The organism is Streptomyces sp. NPDC001858 (assembly GCF_053594615.1).
Window position 1 is genome coordinate 36,360 of the sequence record NZ_JBSFEV010000047.1, and the last position, 21,844, is coordinate 58,203.

21 protein-coding genes, 1 rRNA gene and 1 riboswitch are annotated in these 21,844 nt (G+C 69.0%); of the genes, 4 read left to right on the forward strand and 18 right to left on the reverse strand.

Annotation, left to right across the window (positions count from 1 at the left end):
• Nucleotides 1-21 precede the first annotated feature (21 nt).
• From ACWCPF_RS39655 to ACWCPF_RS39665, 3 genes are read right to left on the reverse strand one after another with little or no spacing between them, the layout of a single operon-like run.
• Nucleotides 22-876, reverse strand: a complete 855-nt coding sequence (locus tag ACWCPF_RS39655) for a carbohydrate ABC transporter permease (RefSeq protein ID WP_451050020.1) — start codon at nucleotides 874-876, stop codon at nucleotides 22-24.
• 20 nt (nucleotides 877-896) lie between these two features.
• Nucleotides 897-1,895, reverse strand: coding sequence for a carbohydrate ABC transporter permease (locus tag ACWCPF_RS39660; RefSeq protein ID WP_451050001.1), 999 nt, complete (start codon nucleotides 1,893-1,895; stop codon nucleotides 897-899).
• Between the two features lie 6 nt (nucleotides 1,896-1,901).
• On the reverse strand, nucleotides 1,902-3,194 hold the full coding sequence (locus ACWCPF_RS39665; protein WP_451050002.1) for an extracellular solute-binding protein: 1,293 nt from the start codon (nucleotides 3,192-3,194) through the stop codon (nucleotides 1,902-1,904).
• A 489-nt stretch (nucleotides 3,195-3,683) separates the two neighbouring features.
• Here ACWCPF_RS39665 and ACWCPF_RS39670 point away from each other — a divergent pair, with 489 nt between their 5' ends.
• A complete protein-coding gene (locus ACWCPF_RS39670) occupies nucleotides 3,684-5,651 on the forward strand; it encodes an amino acid transporter (protein ID WP_451050003.1) in 1,968 nt (655 codons plus the stop codon).
• A gap of 67 nt (nucleotides 5,652-5,718) precedes the next feature.
• Here ACWCPF_RS39670 and ACWCPF_RS39675 read toward each other — a convergent pair whose 3' ends face one another.
• Nucleotides 5,719-5,997: a hypothetical protein gene (locus ACWCPF_RS39675; protein WP_451050004.1), complete on the reverse strand. Its 279-nt coding sequence runs from the start codon at nucleotides 5,995-5,997 to the stop codon at nucleotides 5,719-5,721.
• Nucleotides 5,994-6,299 (reverse strand): DUF1707 SHOCT-like domain-containing protein, encoded by a 306-nt coding sequence (locus tag ACWCPF_RS39680; protein WP_451050005.1) that lies wholly within the window; start codon nucleotides 6,297-6,299, stop codon nucleotides 5,994-5,996. Before ACWCPF_RS39680 ends, ACWCPF_RS39675 begins: the two co-directional genes overlap by 4 nt.
• 105 nt (nucleotides 6,300-6,404) lie before the next feature.
• Between ACWCPF_RS39680 and ACWCPF_RS39685 the strand changes: the two genes are divergently transcribed.
• Nucleotides 6,405-6,800 (forward strand): TOBE domain-containing protein, encoded by a 396-nt coding sequence (locus ACWCPF_RS39685; protein WP_451050006.1) that lies wholly within the window; start codon nucleotides 6,405-6,407, stop codon nucleotides 6,798-6,800.
• A gap of 90 nt (nucleotides 6,801-6,890) precedes the next feature.
• A complete protein-coding gene (locus tag ACWCPF_RS39690; protein ID WP_451050007.1) occupies nucleotides 6,891-7,310 on the forward strand; it encodes a TOBE domain-containing protein in 420 nt (139 codons plus the stop codon).
• A 48-nt stretch (nucleotides 7,311-7,358) separates the two neighbouring features.
• Here the strand turns inward: ACWCPF_RS39690 and gcvP are convergent, their stop codons facing one another.
• The gene (gene gcvP, locus ACWCPF_RS39695; protein WP_451050008.1) at nucleotides 7,359-10,244 is read right to left on the reverse strand and encodes an aminomethyl-transferring glycine dehydrogenase; all 2,886 of its coding nucleotides are present in this window, start codon (nucleotides 10,242-10,244) and stop codon (nucleotides 7,359-7,361) included.
• A gap of 186 nt (nucleotides 10,245-10,430) precedes the next feature.
• Nucleotides 10,431-10,526: riboswitch (glycine riboswitch) on the reverse strand.
• 113 nt (nucleotides 10,527-10,639) lie between these two features.
• Here gcvP and ACWCPF_RS39700 point away from each other — a divergent pair.
• The gene (locus tag ACWCPF_RS39700) at nucleotides 10,640-11,011 is read left to right on the forward strand and encodes a PRC-barrel domain-containing protein (protein ID WP_451050009.1); all 372 of its coding nucleotides are present in this window, start codon (nucleotides 10,640-10,642) and stop codon (nucleotides 11,009-11,011) included.
• A gap of 4 nt (nucleotides 11,012-11,015) precedes the next feature.
• Here ACWCPF_RS39700 and ACWCPF_RS39705 read toward each other — a convergent pair whose 3' ends face one another.
• The 12 genes from ACWCPF_RS39705 to rrf all read right to left on the reverse strand — a co-directional run.
• Complete coding sequence (locus ACWCPF_RS39705; protein ID WP_451050010.1) at nucleotides 11,016-11,477, reverse strand: nucleotidyltransferase domain-containing protein; 462 nt, start codon at nucleotides 11,475-11,477, stop codon at nucleotides 11,016-11,018.
• A 100-nt stretch (nucleotides 11,478-11,577) separates the two neighbouring features.
• Nucleotides 11,578-12,939, reverse strand: coding sequence for a DNA polymerase IV (locus ACWCPF_RS39710; RefSeq protein WP_451050011.1), 1,362 nt, complete (start codon nucleotides 12,937-12,939; stop codon nucleotides 11,578-11,580).
• Nucleotides 12,940-13,006: 67 nt separating this feature from the next.
• Entirely contained in the window at nucleotides 13,007-13,690 is a 684-nt protein-coding gene (locus ACWCPF_RS39715; protein ID WP_451050012.1) for a MerR family transcriptional regulator, read from the reverse strand.
• Nucleotides 13,691-13,935: 245 nt separating this feature from the next.
• Nucleotides 13,936-14,409, reverse strand: a complete 474-nt coding sequence (locus ACWCPF_RS39720; RefSeq protein ID WP_004934251.1) for a bifunctional nuclease family protein — start codon at nucleotides 14,407-14,409, stop codon at nucleotides 13,936-13,938.
• An 84-nt stretch (nucleotides 14,410-14,493) separates the two neighbouring features.
• Nucleotides 14,494-15,231: a transcriptional regulator FtsR gene (ftsR, locus tag ACWCPF_RS39725; protein ID WP_451050013.1), complete on the reverse strand. Its 738-nt coding sequence runs from the start codon at nucleotides 15,229-15,231 to the stop codon at nucleotides 14,494-14,496.
• Nucleotides 15,232-15,273: 42 nt separating this feature from the next.
• A complete protein-coding gene (locus ACWCPF_RS39730; RefSeq protein ID WP_451050021.1) occupies nucleotides 15,274-16,158 on the reverse strand; it encodes an FHA domain-containing protein in 885 nt (294 codons plus the stop codon).
• An 82-nt stretch (nucleotides 16,159-16,240) separates the two neighbouring features.
• Entirely contained in the window at nucleotides 16,241-17,074 is an 834-nt protein-coding gene (locus ACWCPF_RS39735) for a DUF881 domain-containing protein (protein WP_451050014.1), read from the reverse strand.
• Between the two features lie 5 nt (nucleotides 17,075-17,079).
• Nucleotides 17,080-17,412, reverse strand: a complete 333-nt coding sequence (locus ACWCPF_RS39740) for a small basic family protein (protein ID WP_020133151.1) — start codon at nucleotides 17,410-17,412, stop codon at nucleotides 17,080-17,082.
• Nucleotides 17,409-18,305: a DUF881 domain-containing protein gene (locus tag ACWCPF_RS39745; protein ID WP_451050015.1), complete on the reverse strand. Its 897-nt coding sequence runs from the start codon at nucleotides 18,303-18,305 to the stop codon at nucleotides 17,409-17,411. Before ACWCPF_RS39745 ends, ACWCPF_RS39740 begins: the two co-directional genes overlap by 4 nt.
• 118 nt (nucleotides 18,306-18,423) lie before the next feature.
• Nucleotides 18,424-20,919, reverse strand: coding sequence for a sugar phosphate nucleotidyltransferase (locus ACWCPF_RS39750; RefSeq protein WP_451050016.1), 2,496 nt, complete (start codon nucleotides 20,917-20,919; stop codon nucleotides 18,424-18,426).
• 112 nt (nucleotides 20,920-21,031) lie between these two features.
• Complete coding sequence (locus ACWCPF_RS39755; protein ID WP_451050017.1) at nucleotides 21,032-21,640, reverse strand: CDP-alcohol phosphatidyltransferase family protein; 609 nt, start codon at nucleotides 21,638-21,640, stop codon at nucleotides 21,032-21,034.
• 109 nt (nucleotides 21,641-21,749) lie between these two features.
• A 5S ribosomal RNA gene (gene rrf / locus ACWCPF_RS39760) occupies nucleotides 21,750-21,844 on the reverse strand; the annotation flags it as partial.

The following is a 21,844-nucleotide window of genomic DNA, read 5'->3' on the forward strand; positions in this document are numbered from 1 at the left end:
GTACGGGTCCGCGGGCGCGCGTCATCCCTTGGTGGCGCCGGCGGCGAGACCTCCGACGAGTTGGCGCTCGGCGACGGAGTAGAAGGCCAGGGCGGGAACCATGGCGAGGACCAGGTAGGCGAACACGCGCGCGTACTCCGCGGAGTACTGCCCCTGGAACTGCTGGACGCCGATCGGGATCGTCCACCAGGTGGGCTCGTTGAAGACCAGCAGCGGCAGGAAGAAGTTGTTCCAGCTGCCGACCACGGCGAGCACGGAGACCGTGCCGAGCGCGGGCCTGGCCATGGGCAGCAGGATCCGCCAGAAGAAGCCGAGGGGACCGCAGCCGTCGAGCGTGGCCGCCTCCTCCAGCTCGGCCGGGATCTCCCGGAAGAAGCCGCGCAGGATGACGATGGTCACCGGCAGCCCGAACGCGGCCTGCGGCAGGATCACGCCGAACGGGTTGTCCAGCAGGTTCATGGAACGCAGCAGCAGGAACAGCGGCAGCGCCGCCACCGCGAAGGGGAACATCAGCCCCATCGTGAACAGGGTGAACAGCACCTCCCGCCCGCGGAACGCGAACCGGGCGAAGGAGAACGCGGCGAGCGCGGACACCGCGACGACCACCACCGTCGTGCCGACGGCGATGAGGGTGCTGCTGCCGACCAGCCGCCAGAACGAACCGGAGCCGAGGATGTCGGTGTAGTTGGAGGTGACCCAGGGGTCGGGCAGCCCGATGGGGTTGCGGGAGAGCTGGTCGGTGGACTTGAAGCCGGACAGCACGGCATAGCCGAGCGGTACGGCCATCACCGCGCCGACCACGGCGAGGACGAGGTGCAGCGACAGGGTCCGGCCGGTCCTGCGGGCAGTCTCGCGGGCGGTCTCGCGGGCGGCCATCCGGCCGGTCTCACGGCTTTTCACGCGCCGCCTCCTCGCATGGTCGTGGTGGCGCCCTGAAGGTCGCGGCGGAGCACGAACCGCTGGTAGGCGAGGGCGAAGACGAGGCTGATGCCGAACATGGCCACGCTGATCGCGCTGGCGTAGCCGACCTGGTAGCGCTTGAAGCCGTACTGGAACATGGTCACGGCCATCGTCTCGGAGTGGTGGTCGGGCCCGCCCGCGGTGACGACCCACACCAGGTCGAAGAGCTGGATCGAGCCGATGACCGACAGGAACACGCTGATCCGCAGGGTCGGCGCGAGCAGCGGCAGGGTGATGTGGCGGAACCGCTGCCAGGGGCCGGCGCCGTCGATCAGCGCCGCCTCGGTCAACTCGGCCGGGATGGACTGCAGTCCGGCCAGGTAGAGCATCATGTGGAAGCCGAAGTACTTCCACGTCATGACCAGGAACAGGGTGGCCATGACGGTGGAGGGATCGGCGAACCACTCCCCGCCCACCCCGTCCAGGCCGACCGCGCCCAGAACCCGGTCGGCGAGACCGTCGTCCGGGGCGAAGATCATGCTGAACAACACGCCGGTGATCGCCTCGGAGAGGATGTACGGCGCGAAGAACAGCATCCGGTACACCGCCCGGCCGCGGATGCGCTGGTTGAGGGCGACCGCGAGGGCGAGCGCGAACGGCAGTTGCAGGACCAGCGAGAGCCCGACCAGGACCAGGCAGCGCCACAGGTCGCCGAGGAACACCGGGTCCTGGAAGAGCCGGGTGAAGTTGTCGCCGCCGATGTAGTCCTCGGGCATGCCGAAGCCGCCCCAGCGGAAGAACGCGGCGTACAGCGCGAACAGCATCGGCAGCAGCACGAGCGTGCCGAACAGCACCAGCGCGGGCGCCTGGAAGCCGACGGCGGTGAGCCAGTGCAGCGCCCGGCGCCCCGCCCGCCCCCGGCTGCGGTCCACGGCCGGGGGCGGCAGGTCGACGTCCGGGCCGCTGCGCTTGTCCGGGAGGAAGGTGGAGGTCATCGCCGGCTACTGCTCTTCCTTCGCGACCTTGGTGATCGACTCGGTGACCTGCCGGGGCGACTTGGACCCGGCGATGAGGGCGGCAACGCTGTCGTTGACCTCCTGGCCGAGCGCGGGCGCGTACGCCTGGTCGAGGTAGAGCTGGAACCCGGTGGCGGCCTTCAGCTGGGCCTGCACGGCCTTGATGTTGGGGTCGGTGACGGCGTCCTCGGCGGCCGGGACGACGGGCAGCACTCCGGTCTTCTTCACGAGCTCGGTGTCCGTGACGGTCGAGGCGAAGAACTTCAGGAAGTCGACGGCCGCCTGCGGGGCACCCTTGCGCAGGGCGTGTCCGCCGCCGCCGCCGAACACCTCGGTGATCGCGCCCTTGCCGCCCTCGACCGCCGGGAACGGGAAGAAGCCGAGGTCAGCACCGAGCCCCTTGCCGGCGTCGGCCTGCACCGCGGGCGCCCACTGGCCCATGAGCTCCATCGCCGCCTTGCCGTTGCCGACGGCGGCGGCCTGACCGGTCGGGCTGGAGTAGGCGGCGCCTAGGAAGCCCTTCTGGAACGGCTGGAGGTCGACCAGGTCCTGGAGGTGCTGCCCGGCCTGCACGAACCCGTCCCCGGTGAAGTCCTTGTCGTCCCCCGCCTTCGCCAGCGCGTCGATGCCGGCGGTGCGCATCGCGAGATACGCCCAGTAGTACATGCCGGGCCACTTCTCCTTGCCGGCCAGGGCGAGCGGGGTGACTCCGGCGGCCTTCAGCTTGCGCACGGCGTCGAGGAAGCCGCTCCACGTGGTGGGCGGGGCGCTGATCCCGGCCTGCGTGAAGAGGGCCTTGTTGTACCAGAACCCGATCATGCCGATGTCGAAGGGGACGCCGTACACCTTCTCGTCGAGCAGATAGGGCTCCCGGGCGACCGGCAGCAGCCCCTCCCCCCACTCCTTCGTCTTCTCCGTCAGGTCCTCGACCAGTCCTGCGTCGACCTGCTGCTGCAGGACACCGCCGCCCCAGGTGTGGAAGATGTCGGGGAGCTTCCCGGAGGCGGTCAGCGCCGTCATCTTCGACTTGTAGGCGTCGTTCTCCAGCTGGACGATCTTGATCTTCACCTTGGGGTTCTGGGCCTCGAACTGCTTGGCCAGTCCGGCCCAGACGTCCTTGGCCGGCTGGGTGGTGGAGATGTTCCACCACTCGATCGTGGTCGTCCCCGACGACCCTCCGTCCGAGTCCCCGCCGCATGCGCTCAGTGCCGTCATGCTCAGACCGGCCGCGGCGGAGGCCGCCAGGAAGCCGCGGCGGGAGAGTGCCGGGTCGCCCATCATGCGCTCCTTGGTTGATCGAAAGTTTCGGTCAGGATCCAGAAAGCTTCGCTGCTGCCGCACCCTAGAGACACCCTCCGACGGGTGGCAACCCCTTGAACACAGGGAATCCAGGGGCCAGTTCCAGAAAGCTGCCCGGCCGAGACCTCGAACGTAAGCGAAACATTCGGATCAACCGCCGAACGTTACGGAGCAGGCGAAAGGCGAGAACCGCCGACCGGAACAGCCCCCGGAATACATGACACTGAGTGTCCGGCCCGTGACCAGTCTTAACGCAAACTTGACGCCCTCCAGACGGTCTTCCGTAGGCCCAGGCGTCACTCTCCGCTTACGCTGTTCCCGCCGTCGGCCGTCCCCCGGATGGCCGAATCCGCACGCTGTGCCGCACACGGCACAGGCATGGGCGCCACCGCCGCCGCACATGCCGTACAAGCCGCAGCTGCCGCACAAGCCGCACACGCAGAGATGCCGTACATCAGGAGCGCTCCGATGGCCACCACCGAGCACCCTCCCCCCAGTCGCCTGCGCGCCTGGATGCTGGAGGGCCTGTCCGACATGGGCAAGGGCCATGGCCGACGGACGCCCGCCGCGCGGCCGAAGCCGCAGCCCGAGCACCCCGAGCACAAGGGGCAGCGCTGGTACCGGGTGATGTGCCTGACCGGCGTCGACTACTTCTCCACCCTCGGCTACCAGCCCGGCATCGCCGCCCTCGCGGCCGGCCTGCTCTCCCCCATCGCGACCATCGTGCTCGTCATCGTCACCCTGGCCGGTGCGCTGCCGGTCTACCGGCGGGTGGCCGAGGAGAGCCACCGCGGCGAGGGCTCGATCGCGATGCTGGAGCGGCTGCTGTCGTTCTGGAAGGGCAAGCTGTTCGTCCTGACGCTGCTGGGTTTCGCGGCCACGGACTTCCTGATCACGATCACGCTGTCCGCGGCGGACGCCTCGACGCACCTGGTGGAGAACCCGCATCTGGCGGACGCCCTGCACGACAAGCAGATGATCATCACCCTGGTGCTGGTCGCGCTGCTCGGCGCGGTGTTCCTCAAGGGCTTCCTGGAGGCGATCGGCGTCGCGGTCGCCCTGGTGGTCGCCTACCTCGGCCTGAACGTGGTCGTGGTGGCGGTCGGCCTGTGGCACGTGCTCACCGAGGGTCATGTGGTCACGGACTGGTCGAGCGCCCTGACCGCCGAGCACGGCAACGTCTTCGCCATGATCGGCGTCTCCCTGCTGGTCTTCCCCAAGCTGGCGCTGGGCCTGTCCGGCTTCGAGACCGGCGTCGCCGTCATGCCCCACGTCCAAGGCGACCCCGGCGACACCGAGGAGCACCCCAAGGGCCGCATCCGCGACACCAAGAAGCTCCTGACGACCGCCGCCCTGATCATGAGCGTCTTCCTGATCGCCACCAGCTTCATCACCACCGTGCTGATCCCGGAGAAGGAATTCGAGTCCGGCGGCCAGGCCAACGGCCGCGCGCTGGCGTTCCTGGCCCACGAGTACCTCGGCAACGCCTTCGGCACGGTCTACGACGTCTCGACGATCGCCATCCTCTGGTTCGCGGGAGCCTCCGCCATGGCCGGACTGCTCAACCTCATGCCCCGCTACCTCCCCCGCTACGGCATGGCCCCGCACTGGGCCCGCGCCGTCCGCCCGATGGTCATCGTCTTCACCCTCATCGCGTTCCTGGTCACGTGGATCTTCGACGCCGACGTCGACGCCCAGGGCGGCGCATACGCCACCGGCGTGCTGGTGCTCATCAGCTCGGCGGCGATCGCCGTGACCATCGCCGCCCGCAAGGCCGGCCAGCGCAACTGGACCATCGGCTTCGCCGTCATCTCGGCCGTGTTCCTCTACGTCACCGTCGTGAACGTCATCGAGCGGCCGGACGGCGTGAAGATCGGCGCCTGCTTCATCGCCGGCATCATCCTGGTCTCGCTGCTGTCCCGGCTGGCCCGCGCCTTCGAGCTCCGCGTGACCAGCGTGACCATGGACGACATGGCGGAACGTTTCATACGTGACATGTCCAGCCGCAAGATCCGGTTCATCGCGAACGAGCCCGACCAGCGCGACAAGGCCGAGTACCGCGACAAGATCGAGCAGATCCGCCAGGACAACGACATCCCCGGCGGCGACTTCGTCTTCGTCGAGGTCACCGTCGTGGACCCGTCCGAGTTCGAGTCGGGCCTGACGGTGCGCGGCGAGGTCCTCCACAACCGCTACCGCGTCCTGACCCTGGAGTCCTCCTCCATCTCCAACGCCCTGGCCGCGCTGCTCCTGCACACCCGCGACTCGACCGGCTGCATCCCGCACATCTACTTCGAGTGGACCGAGGGCAACCCCTTCGCCAACTTCCTGCGCTTCTTCCTCTTCGGCCAAGGCGAGGTCGCCCCGGTCACCCGCGAGGTCCTGCGCGAGGCCGAACCGGACCGCGCCCGCCGCCCCCGCGTCCACACCGGCTGACCCCCGGCCACCCGACGTCCTTCGAACGCGGGTGCCCCGCGCGAAGGCGCCGAGTCACCGGAGCGCCTCAGCGCTGCTCCCGGCTCCCCCCGAAGAGTCCCCGCCGCGGCGGCCGCGCCACGATCCGCCCGAAACTCTTGCGCCCGGCGATCTCCACCCGCAGCACCACCGGAGCGTCCGCCGGACCGGAAGGACGGCTCTTGATCTTGACGTAGTCGAGGACCAGCGAGTCGGTGTCCACGACGACCCCCGGCCGGGTCACCAGCCGCAGCGTGCCGCCCTGCATGTCCAGGTCGATACGGAGGGTGCCGTGCCCGATCACCGCCCGGGTGAAGTCGAGCGTCACATCCCCCGGGCCGACTCGATCACCAGGTGTCGCGGCACCACCCACCCGTCACCGCGTTCGGCCGAACCGCCCTGCTGCTCGATCCGGACGACGTCCTTGACCTCGATCGCCGCCCCCGCCGCCCCCTCCGCCGGCAGATCGACCGTGAGCACGGCCAGCTCCCCCGTCGTCCGGGCCGTCAGAGCCGCCTCCATCCGCTCGTCGAGCTCGTCCGCGGTCAGCCGCCCGTCCCCCGCGGCCACGCTCAACGCCTCCACGACCCGGTCCCGGTCCGCATGCGAGGCCCGCACCTCAGCTGACATGTCCTTCACCCCGTCCACCCCTGCACGAACTGACGTCATATCGCGTCATACCCAACACGCGGCCCCGCGTCCACCGCCGCCCCCTCCGGCCCTATCGTGACCCGCATGCAGAGCTACACAATCGGCCAGGCGGCACGGCTGCTCGGCGTGAGCCCCGACACCGCGCGCCGCTGGGCGGACGCGGGCCGCGTGTCGACCCATCGCGACGACGCCGGACGACGCCTCATCGACGGCAAGGACCTCGCCGCCTTCTCCGTGGAACTCGCCCGCACGGACAGCACGGAGGGCGACACCCCGTACACCTCGGTCCGCAACGCCTTCCCCGGCATCGTCACCGCGATCAAACTCGGCGACGTGGCCGCACAGGTCGAGATCCAGGCCGGCCCGCACCGCCTGGTCTCCCTGCTGACCCGGGAAGCCGTCGAGGAACTGGGCCTGGAAGTCGGCATGGAGGCCACGGCCCGAGTGAAGTCGACAAACGTACACATCGACCGAGTCTGACCAACGAGACGAAGACAGCAGGAGCGGCACAGAACCAGGCATACCCGGCATACCCGCCACAAGGCGCCCAGAGCCCTACCGTTGACGCTCATGACCCTGAGCATCCGCAACCAACTCCCCGGCACCGTGACCGCCGTCCACCCCGGTGAGGTCATGGCCACCGTCAAGATCCATCTGGACGGCGGCCAGAACCTCACGGCCGCGATCACCCTGGAGGCCGTCCGCCAGCTCGCCCTCACCGAGGGCATCGCCGTCCGCGCATTGGTGAAGTCGACGGAGGTGTCCCTGGCCACCGCCGCGGTCGACGGCCTGTCGATCCGCAACCAGCTCCCCGGTACGATCACCGGCCTCACCGTCGGCGGCGTCATGGCCTCGGTCAAGATCACCGTGGCGGGCGGCGAACTCACCGCCGCGATCACCAAGGAGGCGGCCACCGACCTCGGCCTCTTCGTGGGCTCCGACGTCGTCGCGCTGATCAAGTCGACCGAGGTGTCCCTGGCGACGGCGTAACACGCGCAGGGGCCCCGCCCGCCCACGACGGACAGGGCCCCTCGAACCTCAGTCCTCGTACGCGTCCAGCGGCGGGCACGAGCACACCAGGTTCCGGTCGCCGAAGGCCTGGTCGATGCGGCGCACCGGCGGCCAGTACTTGTCGGCGACGGACACCCCGGCCGGGAAAACGGCCTCCTCACGCGTGTACGCGTGCTCCCACTCGCCGCCGAGCACGGCCGCGGTGTGCGGGGCGTGGTGCAGCGGGTTGTCCTCGGCCGGCCACGCGCCCTCCCCGACCTTCTCGATCTCCGCGCGGATGGCGATCATCGCCTCGCAGAACCGGTCCAGCTCGATGAGGTCCTCGGACTCGGTCGGCTCGATCATCAGCGTCCCGGCCACCGGGAAGGACATCGTCGGCGCGTGGAACCCGTAGTCGATGAGCCGCTTGGCGACGTCGTCGACGCTCACACCGGTCGCCTTCGTCAGCGGCCGCAGGTCGATGATGCACTCGTGCGCGACCAGCCCGCCGGGGCCGTTGTAGAGCACCGGGTAGTGCGGCTCCAGCCGCTTGGCGATGTAGTTGGCGCTCAGCACCGCCACCTGGGTGGCCCGCTTGAGTCCCTCGCCGCCCATGAGCCGCACATAGGCCCAGGAGATCGGCAGTATCCCGGCCGAACCCCAGGGCGCCGCCGAGATCGGCCCCACACCGGTCTCCGGCCCGGCCGCGGGCTGCAGCGGGTGGTTCGGCAGATACGGCGCCAGGTGCGACCGCACGGCCACCGGACCGACACCGGGGCCGCCGCCGCCGTGCGGGATGCAGAAGGTCTTGTGCAGGTTCAGGTGCGAGACGTCCCCGCCGAAGTGGCCGGGCTTGGCGAGCCCGACGAGCGCGTTGAGGTTGGCGCCGTCGACGTACACCTGCCCACCGGCCTCGTGCACCTGGGCGCAGATGTCGGCGACGTGCTCCTCGAACACCCCGTGCGTGGACGGGTACGTGATCATCAGCACCGACAGCTCGTCCCGGTGCCGCTCGATCTTCGCCCGCAGGTCGTCGACGTCGATCTCGCCGTCCTCGGCGGTCTTCACGACCACGACCTTCATCCCCGCCATCACCGCGCTGGCCGCATTGGTGCCGTGCGCGGAGGACGGGATGAGGCAGACAGTCCGCTGCTCGTCCCCGTTGGCCCGGTGGTAGCCGCGGACGGCGAGCAGCCCGGCCAGCTCCCCCTGCGACCCGGCGTTCGGCTGCAGGGACACCTCGTCGTACCCGGTGACCTCGGCGAGCCGCTCCTCCAGTTCGCGGATGAGCGTGAGGTAGCCCTGCGCCTGCTCGGCCGGCGCGAAGGGGTGCAACTGCCCGAACTCGGGCCAGGTGACCGGCTCCATCTCGGTGGTCGCGTTGAGCTTCATGGTGCAGGAGCCCAGCGGGATCATGCCCCGGTCGAGCGCGTAGTCCCGGTCGGCGAGTCTGCGCAGGTAGCGCAGCATCGCGGTCTCGGAGCGGTGCTGGTGGAAGACCGGGTGCGCCAGGATCTCGTCGGACCGCAGCAGTCCGGCGGGCAGCGTCTCCTCGGTGGACGCGTCGAGCGCCTCGATGTCGCCGTCCACCCCGAAGGCCGCCCAGACCGCGGCGACCTGCGCCCGCGCGGTGGTCTCGTCGCAGGAGATCGACACCTGATCGGCGTCGACGAGGTGCAGGTTCACCCCGCGCTCCCGAGCGGCGGCGACGACCGCGGCGGCCTTCGCGGGCACCCGCACGGTCAGTGTGTCGAAGTACGCCCCGTGCACGACCTCGACCCCGCCGGCCGCCAGCCCGGCGGCCAGGATCGACGCGTACCGGTGCGTGCGTCGGGCGATCGCCCGCAGCCCGTCGGGCCCGTGGTAGACCGCGTACATCCCCGCCATCACGGCCAGCAGCACCTGCGCCGTGCAGATGTTGCTCGTCGCCTTCTCCCGCCGGATGTGCTGCTCACGCGTCTGCAGCGCCAGCCGGTAGGCCTTGTTCCCGTCCGCGTCCACGGACACGCCCACCAGCCGCCCGGGCAGGCTGCGCGCGAACTTCTCGTGGACCGCCATGTAGCCGGCGTGCGGCCCGCCGAACCCCATCGGCACGCCGAACCGCTGCGTGGTGCCGACCGCGATGTCCGCCCCCAGCTCACCGGGCGACTTCAGCAGCGTCAGCGCGAGCAGATCCGCGGCGACGGTGACGAGCGCGCCGAGCCCGTGCGCCTGCTCGACGATCGCCCCGAGGTCGCGTACCGCACCTGAGGCGCCGGGGTACTGCACGAGCACGCCGTTGATCTCACGCTCGGCGATCGCCGCCGGAATGCCCTCGCTCAGGTCGGCGACGACGACCTCCACGCCCGTCGGCTCGGCCCGGGTCTCGATCACGGCGATGGTCTGCGGCAGCACGTCCGCGTCGATGAGGAAGAGGCCCTTCTTGTTCTTCCCCATGCGCCGGGACAGCGCCATCGCCTCGGCGGCGGCCGTACCCTCGTCGAGCAGCGACGCACCCGAGGTCGGCAGCCCGGTCAGGTCGGCGACCATGGTCTGGAAGTTCAGCAGCGCCTCGAGCCGCCCCTGGGAGATCTCCGGCTGGTACGGGGTGTACGCCGTGTACCAGGCCGGGTTCTCCATGACGTTGCGCAGGATCACGGGCGGCGTGAACGTCCCGTAGTAGCCCAGCCCGATCATCGAGTCGAGGACCTGGTTGCGGTCGGCCAGCGAACGCAGCTCGGCCAGCACCTCGGCCTCGGTGCGCGCGCCCGGCAGGTCCAGCGCGTCGGCGTTCTGGATCACGGCCGGGACCGCGGCGGCGGTGAGCTCGTCGAGCGAGCCGTAGCCGACCTGCGCGAGCATCTTGGCCCGCGCCTCGTGATCGGGCCCGATGTGACGCTGCTCGAAGGGGATTCCCTGTTCGAGCTCGGAGAGCGGAATGCGGTGGGCTGTCATTACGGAGGCCTCCTGGTCTGCCACGACCTTCGAGGGTCACCACGACGTGCGGGTACCCGGACGACCTCCCCCTCTGTCATCTCGACCTGAGAGCTTCACCGGACGCCCGAGGGCGCCCGGCTTTCACCGTCGGTGAGAGCGGGAGCCGTCGACGCCGTCGGCACCCGCCCTGCTTTCCAGAGTGACCTCGTCCGTGCGGTACGTGAGCCTGAGAGATTCCGGGGAGGAGTTGCTCCTTCGGCGCCTCCGATGATGTCCGGAGGACTCTCCCGCATGGGGTCAGCAGCCGTTGTCAGACTACCAGCGAGGTCAACGGGACCCCCTTCGAGTGGCCGCCCGCCTCGATGTGCTCTTTTGTAGTGCTTACGGATGGGTTGCGACCAAATGGAGGGCCCGTGCAGACCGACATCGATCCGCGCCACCTGATCGGCCGCAAGGCGTTCGACCGCAACGGCACCAAGATCGGCACCGTCGACGAGGTCTACCTCGACGACGCGACCGGCGTCCCCGAATGGGCGGCCATACGGACCGGCCTGTTCTCCCGCGACGCCTTCGTCCCCCTGGAGCCCAGCGAGCTGGTCGAGGGCACCCTGCGCATCCCCTTCGAACGGGCCCTGATCAAGGACGCCCCCGACTTCGGCGTGGGCCGCCACCTCTCCCCGGAGCAGGAACTCCAGCTCTACCACCACTACGGCCTCGACGTGGGCGCCCCTCCCCCGCTCCCCGACCACGACTTCGGCCGCCTCGCGGGCACGGACGAGAGCTGAGCCCTCAGGCACACGCCCGTATCAGCGCCCCGAGTATCCCGGCAGGGTCGTACAGCGGCCGGGCCCCATCCGTGACCACTCTTCGCGTACCGGCGTCGACCGGATCGGTCCGCGCCCAGCGCGGAGCGCCGACGCCCACCTCGACCTCCAGACCGGAGGCGGTGACATACCGCCATTCGGTGACCGGCCCCCACTCCTGGACCCGAATCACCTCCCCCAGCGACAGCTCACGCCTCCACACCTCGTCGTCGACATAGCGATCCAACGCCGTCGACAGCAGCACGAGGTCGACGTCCGAGTCGGGACGCGCGGCCCCACGCGCGCAGGATCCGACCAGGAGCAGCCCGACCACGTCACTGCGGTTCGCACACCACCGGGTGACCCGATCCACCACCTGCCGCATCTCGGCCTCACGTGCCGGCGACACCCCGGCCTGGTCCGCGAACCGACCTCCGTGCAGTTTCATGCAGCTCCCCATCCGCCATCGGCGCCGCCTCCGCGGACACCGCCACCGCTCCGGCTCACCCCATACTTCGAACCGCTTCACTCTGTGTAACTGATCGACCTCACCAAGAGTTCCCGGAGTCGACCGCAGGTCTTCGCCGCACCAGCGGCAGCGGATCCGCCGGCTCCAGCCCCGGGTCGTCGGTACGGAACGTCCGCACCCGTCCCGGCTCCGACTGCGGGGTCTCGAACCGCACGGTGACACGGCCGAGCCCACTGCCCTGCACCCATCCGTGCCCGAGCTCGGCATGCCGCACATCGTGTCCGGGACGCCAGTGATGCTCGGCCTCCACCGGCTCCGCACGGACGGGCTCGTCCGCGAGTTCCTCCTCGGGCCCCTCCGACCGCTCCTCCGCGGCCTGCGCGAACAGGTCCTCCTGGGTGAAGTCCGCCAGACCGCTGACGCCCACCCCGAGGAGCCGCACCCCGCCCGTCGTGTCCACGGAGTCCAGCAACCGGGCCGCCGCCTCCCGGATCACCGTCGGATCGTCGGTGGGACCCCGCAGCGTCTCGGACCGGGTGAGCGTCGAGAAGTCGTACCGTCGCACCTTCAGCACGATCGTCCGCCCCGACAGACCGGCCCCGCGCAGCCTGCGCACACACCGGTCCGCGAGCCGCTGCACCTCCAGCTCGACCCGGACCCGGTCGTGGATGTCCACGTCGTAGGTGTCCTCGACCGACACCGACTTGGTCTCCCGCTCGGCCACCACGGGCCGGTCGTCACGCGCCAGCGCCATCGCGTACAGGGCGTGCCCATGAGCCTTGCCCAGCAGCCGCACCAGCTCGTCCTCACCGGCCTCGGCGATCTCGTCGACCGTGGTGATCCCGGCCCGCCTCAGATGGTCCCCCGTCGCCGGACCGACCCCCGGCAGAATCCGCGCGGACATGGGCCCGAGCAACGTCCGCTCGGTGCCCGGCTCGATCAGCACCAGGCCGTCGGGCTTCGCCTGCTCCGAGGCGATCTTCGCGAGCATCTTGCAGGAGGCCAGCCCCACCGAGCCGGTGAGACCCGTGACGGCCCGTATGTCCGCGCGCAGTCTGCCGCCGGCCAGCTCCGCCGACTCGCTGTCCCAGGCCGCTTCCCCGGCCTCCAGGTCCACGAAGGCCTCGTCCAGGCTCAGCGGCTCCACCAACGGCGAAAGCGCTCCCAGCAGCGCCATGACCTGCTCGCTGATCGACCGGTAGAACGCGAAGCGCGGAACGAGATAGGCGGCGTTGGGAGCCAGTCGGCGCGCCTGGGCCATGGGCATCGCCGAGTGCACCCCGAAGACGCGCGCCTCGTAGGAAGCGGTCGCCACCACTCCGCGAGGCCCCAGACCACCCACGACCACGGCTTTCCCGCGCAGACTCGGCTTGGACGCCTGCTCCGCCTGCGCGAAGAAGGCATCCATGTCGAGATGCAGGATGGTGGGCGCGTTTCTCACATGTCCGATGCTGCACCACACCACTGACAACGGCGTCGTACCGCCGCCCCGAGCCCCGCGAGGAGCCTCAGACCGCCCGGTTGCGCCGACGCGCCAGCTCGTCCGCCGGGTTGTGCCCGACGAGCGTCTCACCGGTGTCGACGCGCTCCCCGTGCAGCTGGGAAAGCGCGTTCTCCACGTCCCGCCAGACCACGCCCACAGCGATCCCGAAAACGCCCTGACCGCCCTGGAGCAGCGCGTGGACCTCGTCGGGCGAGGTGCACTCGTAGACCGTCGCGCCGTCGCTCATCAACGTCATGCGCTCCAGGTCGCTGAACCCGCGCTCCCGCAGATGCTGCACGGCGGAGCGGATGTTCTGCAGCGACACCCCGGTGTCGAGGAACCGCTTGACGATCTTCAGGACGACAACGTCCCGGAAGCTGTACAGACGCTGCGTGCCGGACCCGTGTGCGGGCCGCACGCTCGGCTCGACGAGCCCGGTGCGCGCCCAGTAGTCCAGTTGCCGGTAGGTGATGCCCGCGGCCGCACAGGCCGTCGGACCGCGATAGCCGATCTGCTCGCACGCCATGGACGTCGCCCCTCCGCTGCTCGGCACGGCCGCCGGCCGTTGCGGAGCCTGGTCGGCAGCGCCGCTCTGCTGGGGATACCCCCTGCTCGAACTCAGCTGAGAGCTGGGGGGAGGGTACGGACCGCTCCCCCCGACACCGAGTCCGGGGGCACCCCCAGCCGTACCGTCGCCGCTGCTTCTCACGCCGACCTCCGTCCTTGACCTGCCTTCTCGACGGTAGGCAGTCACCAGGGGTGCGTCAACGATCGCCACACTCGGCACGCCGAGTGATAATCACCCTAGGAGTGGTTTCCCGCACCCCACCGCGGGGAAAGGCTAGCCGAATGCGCTGAGAAGTAGCCGTAGGACGCTCTCAGTCGCCGCTGGCATTTGCCGGAAACGAGACGGGCGTCCCCGTACAGGACGCCCACATGTCGCGTATGTGCCGGCTACTGGTTGCTGGTGCCGAAGTCCTCGGGCGAGATCTGGTCGAGGAACTCGCGGAACTTCTCCACTTCGTCCTCCTGCTCGTCCGGAATGGCGATCCCCGCGTCGTCGAGCACCGTGTCGCTGCCGTAGATCGGCGTTCCGGTGCGCAGCGCCAGCGCTATGGCGTCGGACGGGCGCGCGCTCACCTCGACCCCGCTGGCGAAGACCAGCTCCGCGTAGAAGACGCCCTCCCGCAGATCCGTGATGCGCACCTCGGTGAGCTCCTGGCCGACGGCTTCGAGTACGTCCTTGAACAGGTCGTGGGTCAGCGGTCGCGCGGGAGCCATGCCCTGCTGGGCGAAGGCGATCGCCGTCGCCTCCCCCGGTCCGATCCAGATGGGAAGGTAACGGTCGCCTCCCACTTCACGCAGCAGCACGATCGGTTGGTTGGAGGGCATCTCGACCCGGACACCTACGACATCGAGCTCGTTCACACAGCAACCCTAGGCCGTGCCCGGGACGTTTGGGTAGTCGGGCCGGGAACGGGTGACCGATCCGCCCAGGGCGAAACCGCCCGCTCAGGGCAGCCGCACCCCGAGCGCGGTCTGCACGAGCGCGGCATGCAGCCGGACCGTGAGCCCCGCCAGCTCCTTCGTACGGGCCTCCGCGAGCACCCTGGTCTGCGGGTTGCGATGACGCTTCAGCGGGGCGACCACCTGGTCCACGAGTCCGGCCTCACGGTCGGCCGCGGCCTTCATCACCCGCAGATGCCGGGGCTCGATCCCGAACCGCCCCAGCTCGGCGACGAGCGCGGCCACCGTGGCGGCCTCGGCGTCGTAGACGCCGTCCGCCAAGGGCACGACGAGCCCGTACGCCTCCCACTCCTCGAGCTCCGGCTCACCGATCCCCGCGGCCGCCAGCAGCTCGGCCCGCCCGATCCGGGCGACCGTGGGTGCCTCCGACGGCTCCAGAAACGCCTCACCGTCACGCTGCCGGCCCACGGTCGGCAGCGGCGCGGCCTCGCCCCGCTCCATGGCGTCCAGGTGCTCGCGGATGACCTTGAGCGGCAGATAGTGGTCCCGCTGCATCCTCAGTACGTGGCCGAGGCGCTCGACGTCCTCCGCGCTGAACTTGCGATACCCCGACGGGGTCCGCTGCGGATCGATGAGCCCCTCCGACTCCAGGAAACGGATCTTGGAGATGGTGACTTCGGGGAATTCGTCACGCAGCGCGTTCAACACGGTGCCGATGCTCATCGGACCACCGTCCGCGGCGGCGGTGCCCGGTCCGGCACCGCCCCTCGGTGTTTGAAGCATGGACCTTCCCTGGGTTCCCCCCGGATGGACTCCGGGGGAGGGTCAGTAGCCCCGCTGGCTCGCGTAGAAGACCAGCCGGTACTTGCCGATCTGCACCTCGTCACCGTTCGACAGAGCGACCTCGTCGATCCGCTCCCGGTTGACGTACGTGCCGTTCAGACTGCCGACGTCCGCCACCCTGAACGTGCCGTCCGGGTTGCGCCGGAACTCCACGTGCCGGCGCGAGACCGTCACGTCGTCGAGGAAGATGTCGCTCTGCGGGTGACGGCCGGCCGTCGTCAGGTCGCCGTCCAGCAGGAAGCGGCTGCCCGAGTTCGGGCCGCGGCGCACGACCAGCAGCGCGGAGCCCAACGGCAACGCGTCGACCGCGGCCTGCGCCTCGGGAGAGAGCGCGGGCAACTGCGTCTGGCCGGTGGCCTCGGCGTCGTAGGCCTCGAGACCGGAGATGGAGATGGTGGAGGTCGTCTCCGACGGACGCTCGGGCGTCAGCCCGGGGCGCAGCGGAGCTCCGCAGTTGGAGCAGAAGCGGCTGTTCTCCGCGTTGCGGTTACCGCACCTCGTACACACCAGGGCCGACATAGGGGAAAACCCTCCACCCGTACTTGAGGTTGACGGTTGGCCGAAACCTATGCCGCCGGACTGCGCAGGGTCAACCGACGCCGCACCCTGACCTCCGGAAATGTCACCGCCCGGACCACCCACCTGGTCCCTGAACAGCGGCCGCTGACCCTCTGCGTCGGGCTGTGCGCGATGACGAGCGGTCGCGTTGTCGCTGCCCTCTCGCGCGCTCTTGCCGAACAACTTCGCAAACAACTTCACGGGCGATTCCCCTTGACCGAAACAGACCCGCCCGTGGGGCAGGACGAACCCTGACTGATTACACCGGCCGACCCGGACACCTTCACAACGTCCGTGCCCACCTGACAGTTTCCACCACGCACCACCCGATCGGTGCGTCGACCCCCCGCAACCTCATGCCCCTGCCGGACGCCCCGCATGCACCCCCGGTTCACTGGGCCGACGACCGAGCGTAGTCAGGCTGCTTCGCCGCTCGCAAGGCGTCCACGACGATCTTGCTCGACCGCTCGACGGTCACGGTGGCCTGCTCCTTCTCAAGAGTCTGCACCACGCCTCCAGGGATGTTCAGCGCCGGCTCGAGGTCCTGCGGATTGCCGATGACCTTGAAACGAAACGGCGTGTTGATCTTGTTCCCGTCGACGCTCACACCGTCGTCGGAATCCGTCAGGAAGGTGCCGGCGACGACCCGCACACCGTTCACCTGGATCGCTTCGGCCCCGGCCGCGCGCAGTTCCTGGATCGCGTCGAGCAACATGTCCGCCTCGACCGTTCCCTTCGTGTCCTCGATGGTCATCGTGATACCGGGCCCCTGAGCAGCCACCGTGCCCGCCAGAATGCCGAGTTGTCTCTCCTTCTCGACCGTCTGCTTGCGGGCCTCCTCGGCCTGGTCGGAGCTGTTCTCCAGCTCCTGCTGCTGCTTTTCGAGACCTTGCTTCTCGTCTTCAAGACGCTGACTGCGGTCATCGAGTTCATCAAGGATGCGCACAAGATCTTCCTGACGCGCCCCACGCAGGGCGTTTCCGCTGTCGCTGTTGGACGCGACCTGGACGGCCAGACCGAAGCCGAGGCCGAACAGCAGCAGGGCGACGATGAGTTGCGCCCGCGAGACCCGCGGCGGCCAGAGCCCCTGCACCAGCCGCTGCCGACCAGTCAGCACGGGAGCGGCCGGCGGCTCGGCCTTCTCGCTCACGGACGACGTCACCGGGACCTCGTCGGGCAATTCCTTGCGCAGCCTGTTCTCGGGCGCCTCGTCCTGGTCGCTCATCCGCCTCACGCCCTGAAGACGTGCCGACGGATCGCCGCGGCGTTGGAGAAGATCCGGATGCCGAGGACGACCACGACGCCGGTGGACAACTGCGATCCCACGCCCAACTCGTCGCCCAGGAACACGATCAAGGCGGCGACGACCACGTTCGACAGGAACGAGACCACGAACACCTTGTCGTCGAAGATGCCGTCCAGCATGGCCCGCAGCCCGCCGAACACGGCGTCGAGCGCCGCCACCACGGCGATCGGCAGATAAGGCACGACTGCTGCCGGTACCTCAGGCTGAACCAACAGGCCGGCCACGACTCCCACGACGAGGCCCAGTACGGCGATCACGATGTGCCCTTCTCACTTCTCGGCTGAGCTGTACGTACGATCACACTCGGTGCGGCGGGCAGCCGGACGTCGTCCACCACGGAAATGGCCGTCCGAATGCCGTAGTTCTCCTGCAAGGCGTTCAGATACAGCCCGTCCGCGCTGTTCTGGAACCTGGTGCTCAGGTTTTTCCCGTCCCCCACAGCAAGCACCGTGTACGGCGGCACCAGCGGCTTGTTGTCGACCAGTATCGCGGCACCCGCGGCCCTGATCGCCGACAGCGCCGTCAGCCGCTGCCCGTTGATGGAGACGGCCTCGGCGCCCGACGCCCACAACCCGTTGACCACACGCTGCATGTCGCGGTCCCGCACCCGCCCGGTGTCGGAGAAACCGGAGGTCTCACGCGGATCGCCGTCACCGCCCGTGGTCGCTTCCTCGGCGTCGTCCACGACCAGCTTCACTCCCGGCCCGTGCACCTCGACGGCGCCCGACAAAACGCCCACCAGGTCCGCCCCGTCACCGCCGCCGCTCTGCTTGAGCGCCTCCTGCTGCCGCGCGCTCACGTCGTCGCGGAGCTTGTCGACCGAGCTCTCGAGCTTGTCGGCGGCCTCCGTCTCACGATCGATGCGGTCGATCAGCTCCTCGCGCTCCTTGGCGACGACCGGAGCCGCGACCCGCGCCTGAGCCGCCCCGACGGTGACCACGAGGGCCGCGAGCACCAATCCCGCCGCGAGACCGAGCTTCGCCCGCACCGTCCTGGGCAGACCGCCGGAGCCTTCGGCCCGCTTACGGGCGGCGGCCTCCGCGTAGCCGTCGTCGAGGCTGTGGTCCATGACGTTGGTGAGCAGCGACATGGAGGCGTCCGGGCGCGACACGCGCGCGGGTGTGCTCCGAACGGGGGGCTGCTGCGGCATGCCGCACATCGTCGCACGTCGCGCCGCATACCTCCGAATGGCCCCACCGGCGTGCCGGACAGGCCCCCTTGGGGACACCTGTCCGGCACGCGCGCGTGGGCGTACGCGTGCGCGTGGCTCAGCGCCCGGCGCTGTCCACGACCGCCGCCCACTCGTCGAGCAGGGCCTGCGCGGACGCGTCGTCCGGCCCCTCGGCCCACAGATGGGTGACGGCCTCGGCCGGGTCGGGCAGCACCATCACCCAACGCCCGTCCGTCTCCACCACCCGCACACCGTCGGTGGTGTCCACAAAGCGATCTCCGGCCGCTTCGACGACCCGCCGCATCACGAGCCCCTTCACGGCCCACGGAGTCGCCAGATCCCGCTTCAGGACGTGCGCCCGCGGAATCCGCGCGTCGATCTGGCTGAGGGTGAGCTGCGTCCGAGCCACCAGCCCGATCAGCCGCACGAAGGCCGCCGTACCGTCGAAGACACTGCTGAACTCCGGGACGATGAACCCTCCCTTGCCGTCGCCGCCGAAGATCGTCGTCTCGTCCTGCCCGACCCGGGTGAGGGCGTCGGGCGAGGTCGTCGTCCACTCGACCTGCGTCCCGTGATACGCCGCGACCTGCTCGGCGATCCGGGTCGTGGTCACCGGAAGGGCGACCCGTCCGCTGCGCCGCTCGGCGGCCACCAGGTCGAGGAGCACCAGCAGCGCCCGGTCGTCCTCGATGATCCGGCCCTTCTCGTCGACGAGGGAGAGCCGCTCACCCACCGGGTCGAACCGCACACCGAACGCGGCCCGCGACGAAGCCACGATCTCCCCGAGCCGCACGAGCCCGGACCGGCGCTGATCGCCCGTCTCCGTGGGCCGGGCCTCGTTCAGGCCGGGATTGATGGTCAGCGAGTCCACCCCGAGCTTCCCGAGGAGACTCGGCAGGACCAGCCCGGCACTGCCGTTCGAGGCGTCCACCACGACCTTCAGCCCGGACTCCGAGATCCCTGTCGTGTCCACGTTCCGCAGCAACGACCCGGTGTACGAGTCGAAGACGCTGGCCGGGAAGTACAGATCCCCGATCTCTCCCGGGAACGCCCGCCGGTACTCCTGCCGCGCGAACACCCGGTCCAGCTTGCGCTGACTGCCCTGCGACAGATCCGAGCCCTGTCCGTCGAAGAACATGATGTCCACGGAGTCCGGCACCCCTGGCGAGGTCCGGATCATGATCCCGCCGGCACTCCCCCGCGCGGTCTGCTGCCGTGCCACGGGCAACGGCACGTTCTCCAGGTCCCGTACGTCGATGGCGCTGGCCTGGAGCGCGGAGATCACCGCTCGCTTCAGCGCACGGGCACCACGGGAGTGGTCCCGGGCCGTCGTGACGGTGGAGCCCTTCTTCAACGTCGTGGCATAGGCGCCGGCGAGACGCACGGCCAGCTCCGGCGTGATCTCGACGTTCAGGATCCCGGACACCCCGCGGGCGCCGAAAAGATGCGCCTGCCCCCGGGACTCCCAGATCACCGACGTATTGACGAACGCGCCGGCCTCGATGGTCTTGAAGGGATAGACCCGCACATTGCCCTGCACGATCGATTCTTCACCGATCAGGCATTCATCACCGATGACGGCGCCGTCCTCGATCCGGGCCGCTCGCATGATGTCCGTGTTCTTACCGACGACACAGCCGCGCAGATTGCTGTGCTGCCCGATGTACACGTTGTCGTGCACCACGGCCTTGTGCAGGAAGGCCCCGCTCTTGACGACGACGTTGGATCCGACGATCGTGTGCTCACGGATTTCGGCGCCCGCCTCGACCTTCGCGTAGTCCCCGATGTACAGGGGCCCCTGGAGTACGGCATCGGGGTGCACTTCGGCCCCTTCCGCCACCCATACGCCCGGCGAGATCTCGAACCCGTCGATATCGACGTCGACCTTGCCCTCCAGCACGTCTGCCTGGGCCTTCATGTAACTCTCGTGCGTGCCCACGTCCTCCCAGTAGCCCTCGGCGATGAAGCCGTAGACCGGCTTGCCCTCCTTCATCAGCTGCGGGAAGACGTCACCGGACCAGTCGACGGGCACATCGGCCTCGACATAGTCGAAGACCTCGGGCTCCATGACGTAGATGCCCGTGTTCACGGTGTCCGAGAAGACCTGGCCCCAGGTCGGTTTCTCGAGGAAACGCTCGACCTTGCCCTCTTCGTCGACGATGGTGATGCCGAATTCCAGCGGATTGGGCACACGCGTCAGACAGACGGTGACGAGCGCGCCCTTCTCCTTGTGGAAGCTGATCAACTCGGTGAGGTCGAAGTCGGTGAGCGCATCGCCGGAGATGACGAGGAAGGCGTCGTCCTTCAACGCCTCCTCTGCGTTCTTGACGCTTCCAGCGGTACCGAGTGGCTTCTCCTCGTTGGCATAGCTGAGCTCCATTCCGAGCTCTTCGCCGTCACCGAAGTAGTTCTTGACCAGCGACGCCAGGAACTGGACAGTAACGACGGTCTCATTGAGCCCATGCCTTTTGAGCAGCCTCAGAACGTGCTCCATGATCGGCCGGTTGGCCACCGGCAGGAGCGGCTTGGGCATGCTCGAGGTCATCGGACGAAGGCGTGTGCCTTCGCCTCCGGCCATCACGACGGCCTTCATGTCGGAAGCGTCCTCCTAAAGAGACGACGGTCTAGCCGACTTCACCCGTCCAGATTGTCCCGCACTTTTCCGCCGCGGGCCATCGAGCCACTGCTACCGCCGATCGGCGAGTTCAGCCGGCCATGGCGTCCGCCCGAACGAGACGGCGGACCTGTACCACGTAGAGGACTCCTGCCCACCAGTAGAGCGTTGTACCCCATCCTGCGAACGCCCATCCGAAAATAGCAGCGAGTGACGCCAACCATCCACTTCCGTCACTGAGAAGAAGCAGCGGGAAGGCGTACATCAGGTTGAAGGTCGCGGCCTTCCCGAGGAAGTTCACTTGCGGCGGCGGATAGCCGTGCCGCCGGAGGATGAGCACCATCACCAGCAGGACGAGTTCCCGCGCTACAAGTACAGCCGTCAACCAGATGGGGAGAATCTCGCGCCAGGTGAGGCCCGTCAGAGTGGCGACAATGTAGAGGCGGTCGGCAGCCGGGTCCAGGAGCCGGCCGAGGTTGCTGACCTGATTCCAGCGCCGCGCCAGCTTGCCGTCCAGGTAGTCGCTGACTCCGCTCAACGCCAGCACCAGAAAAGCCCAGCCATCGCTCTTCGGGCCCCCGAACTCCGGCCTGAGGATCAACCACAGGAACAGGGGCACGCCGACGAGGCGAGCCATGCTCAGGATGTTCGGGATGGTGAAGACCCGGTTTGTCTGGACACGGGTCTCTTGGACCTCCACCCGGGAGCCTCCAGTGGGAAATGAGCCAACGATGCCCCCTGACCTTACCCCAACGCAAAAAAGCTCCGGCTCTTGGGCTGTCTGCCCAAGAGCCGGAGCTCTAAAAGGAGTTCGGCGGTGTCCTACTCTCCCACAGGGTCCCCCCTGCAGTACCATCGGCGCTGTAAGGCTTAGCTTCCGGGTTCGGAATGTAACCGGGCGTTT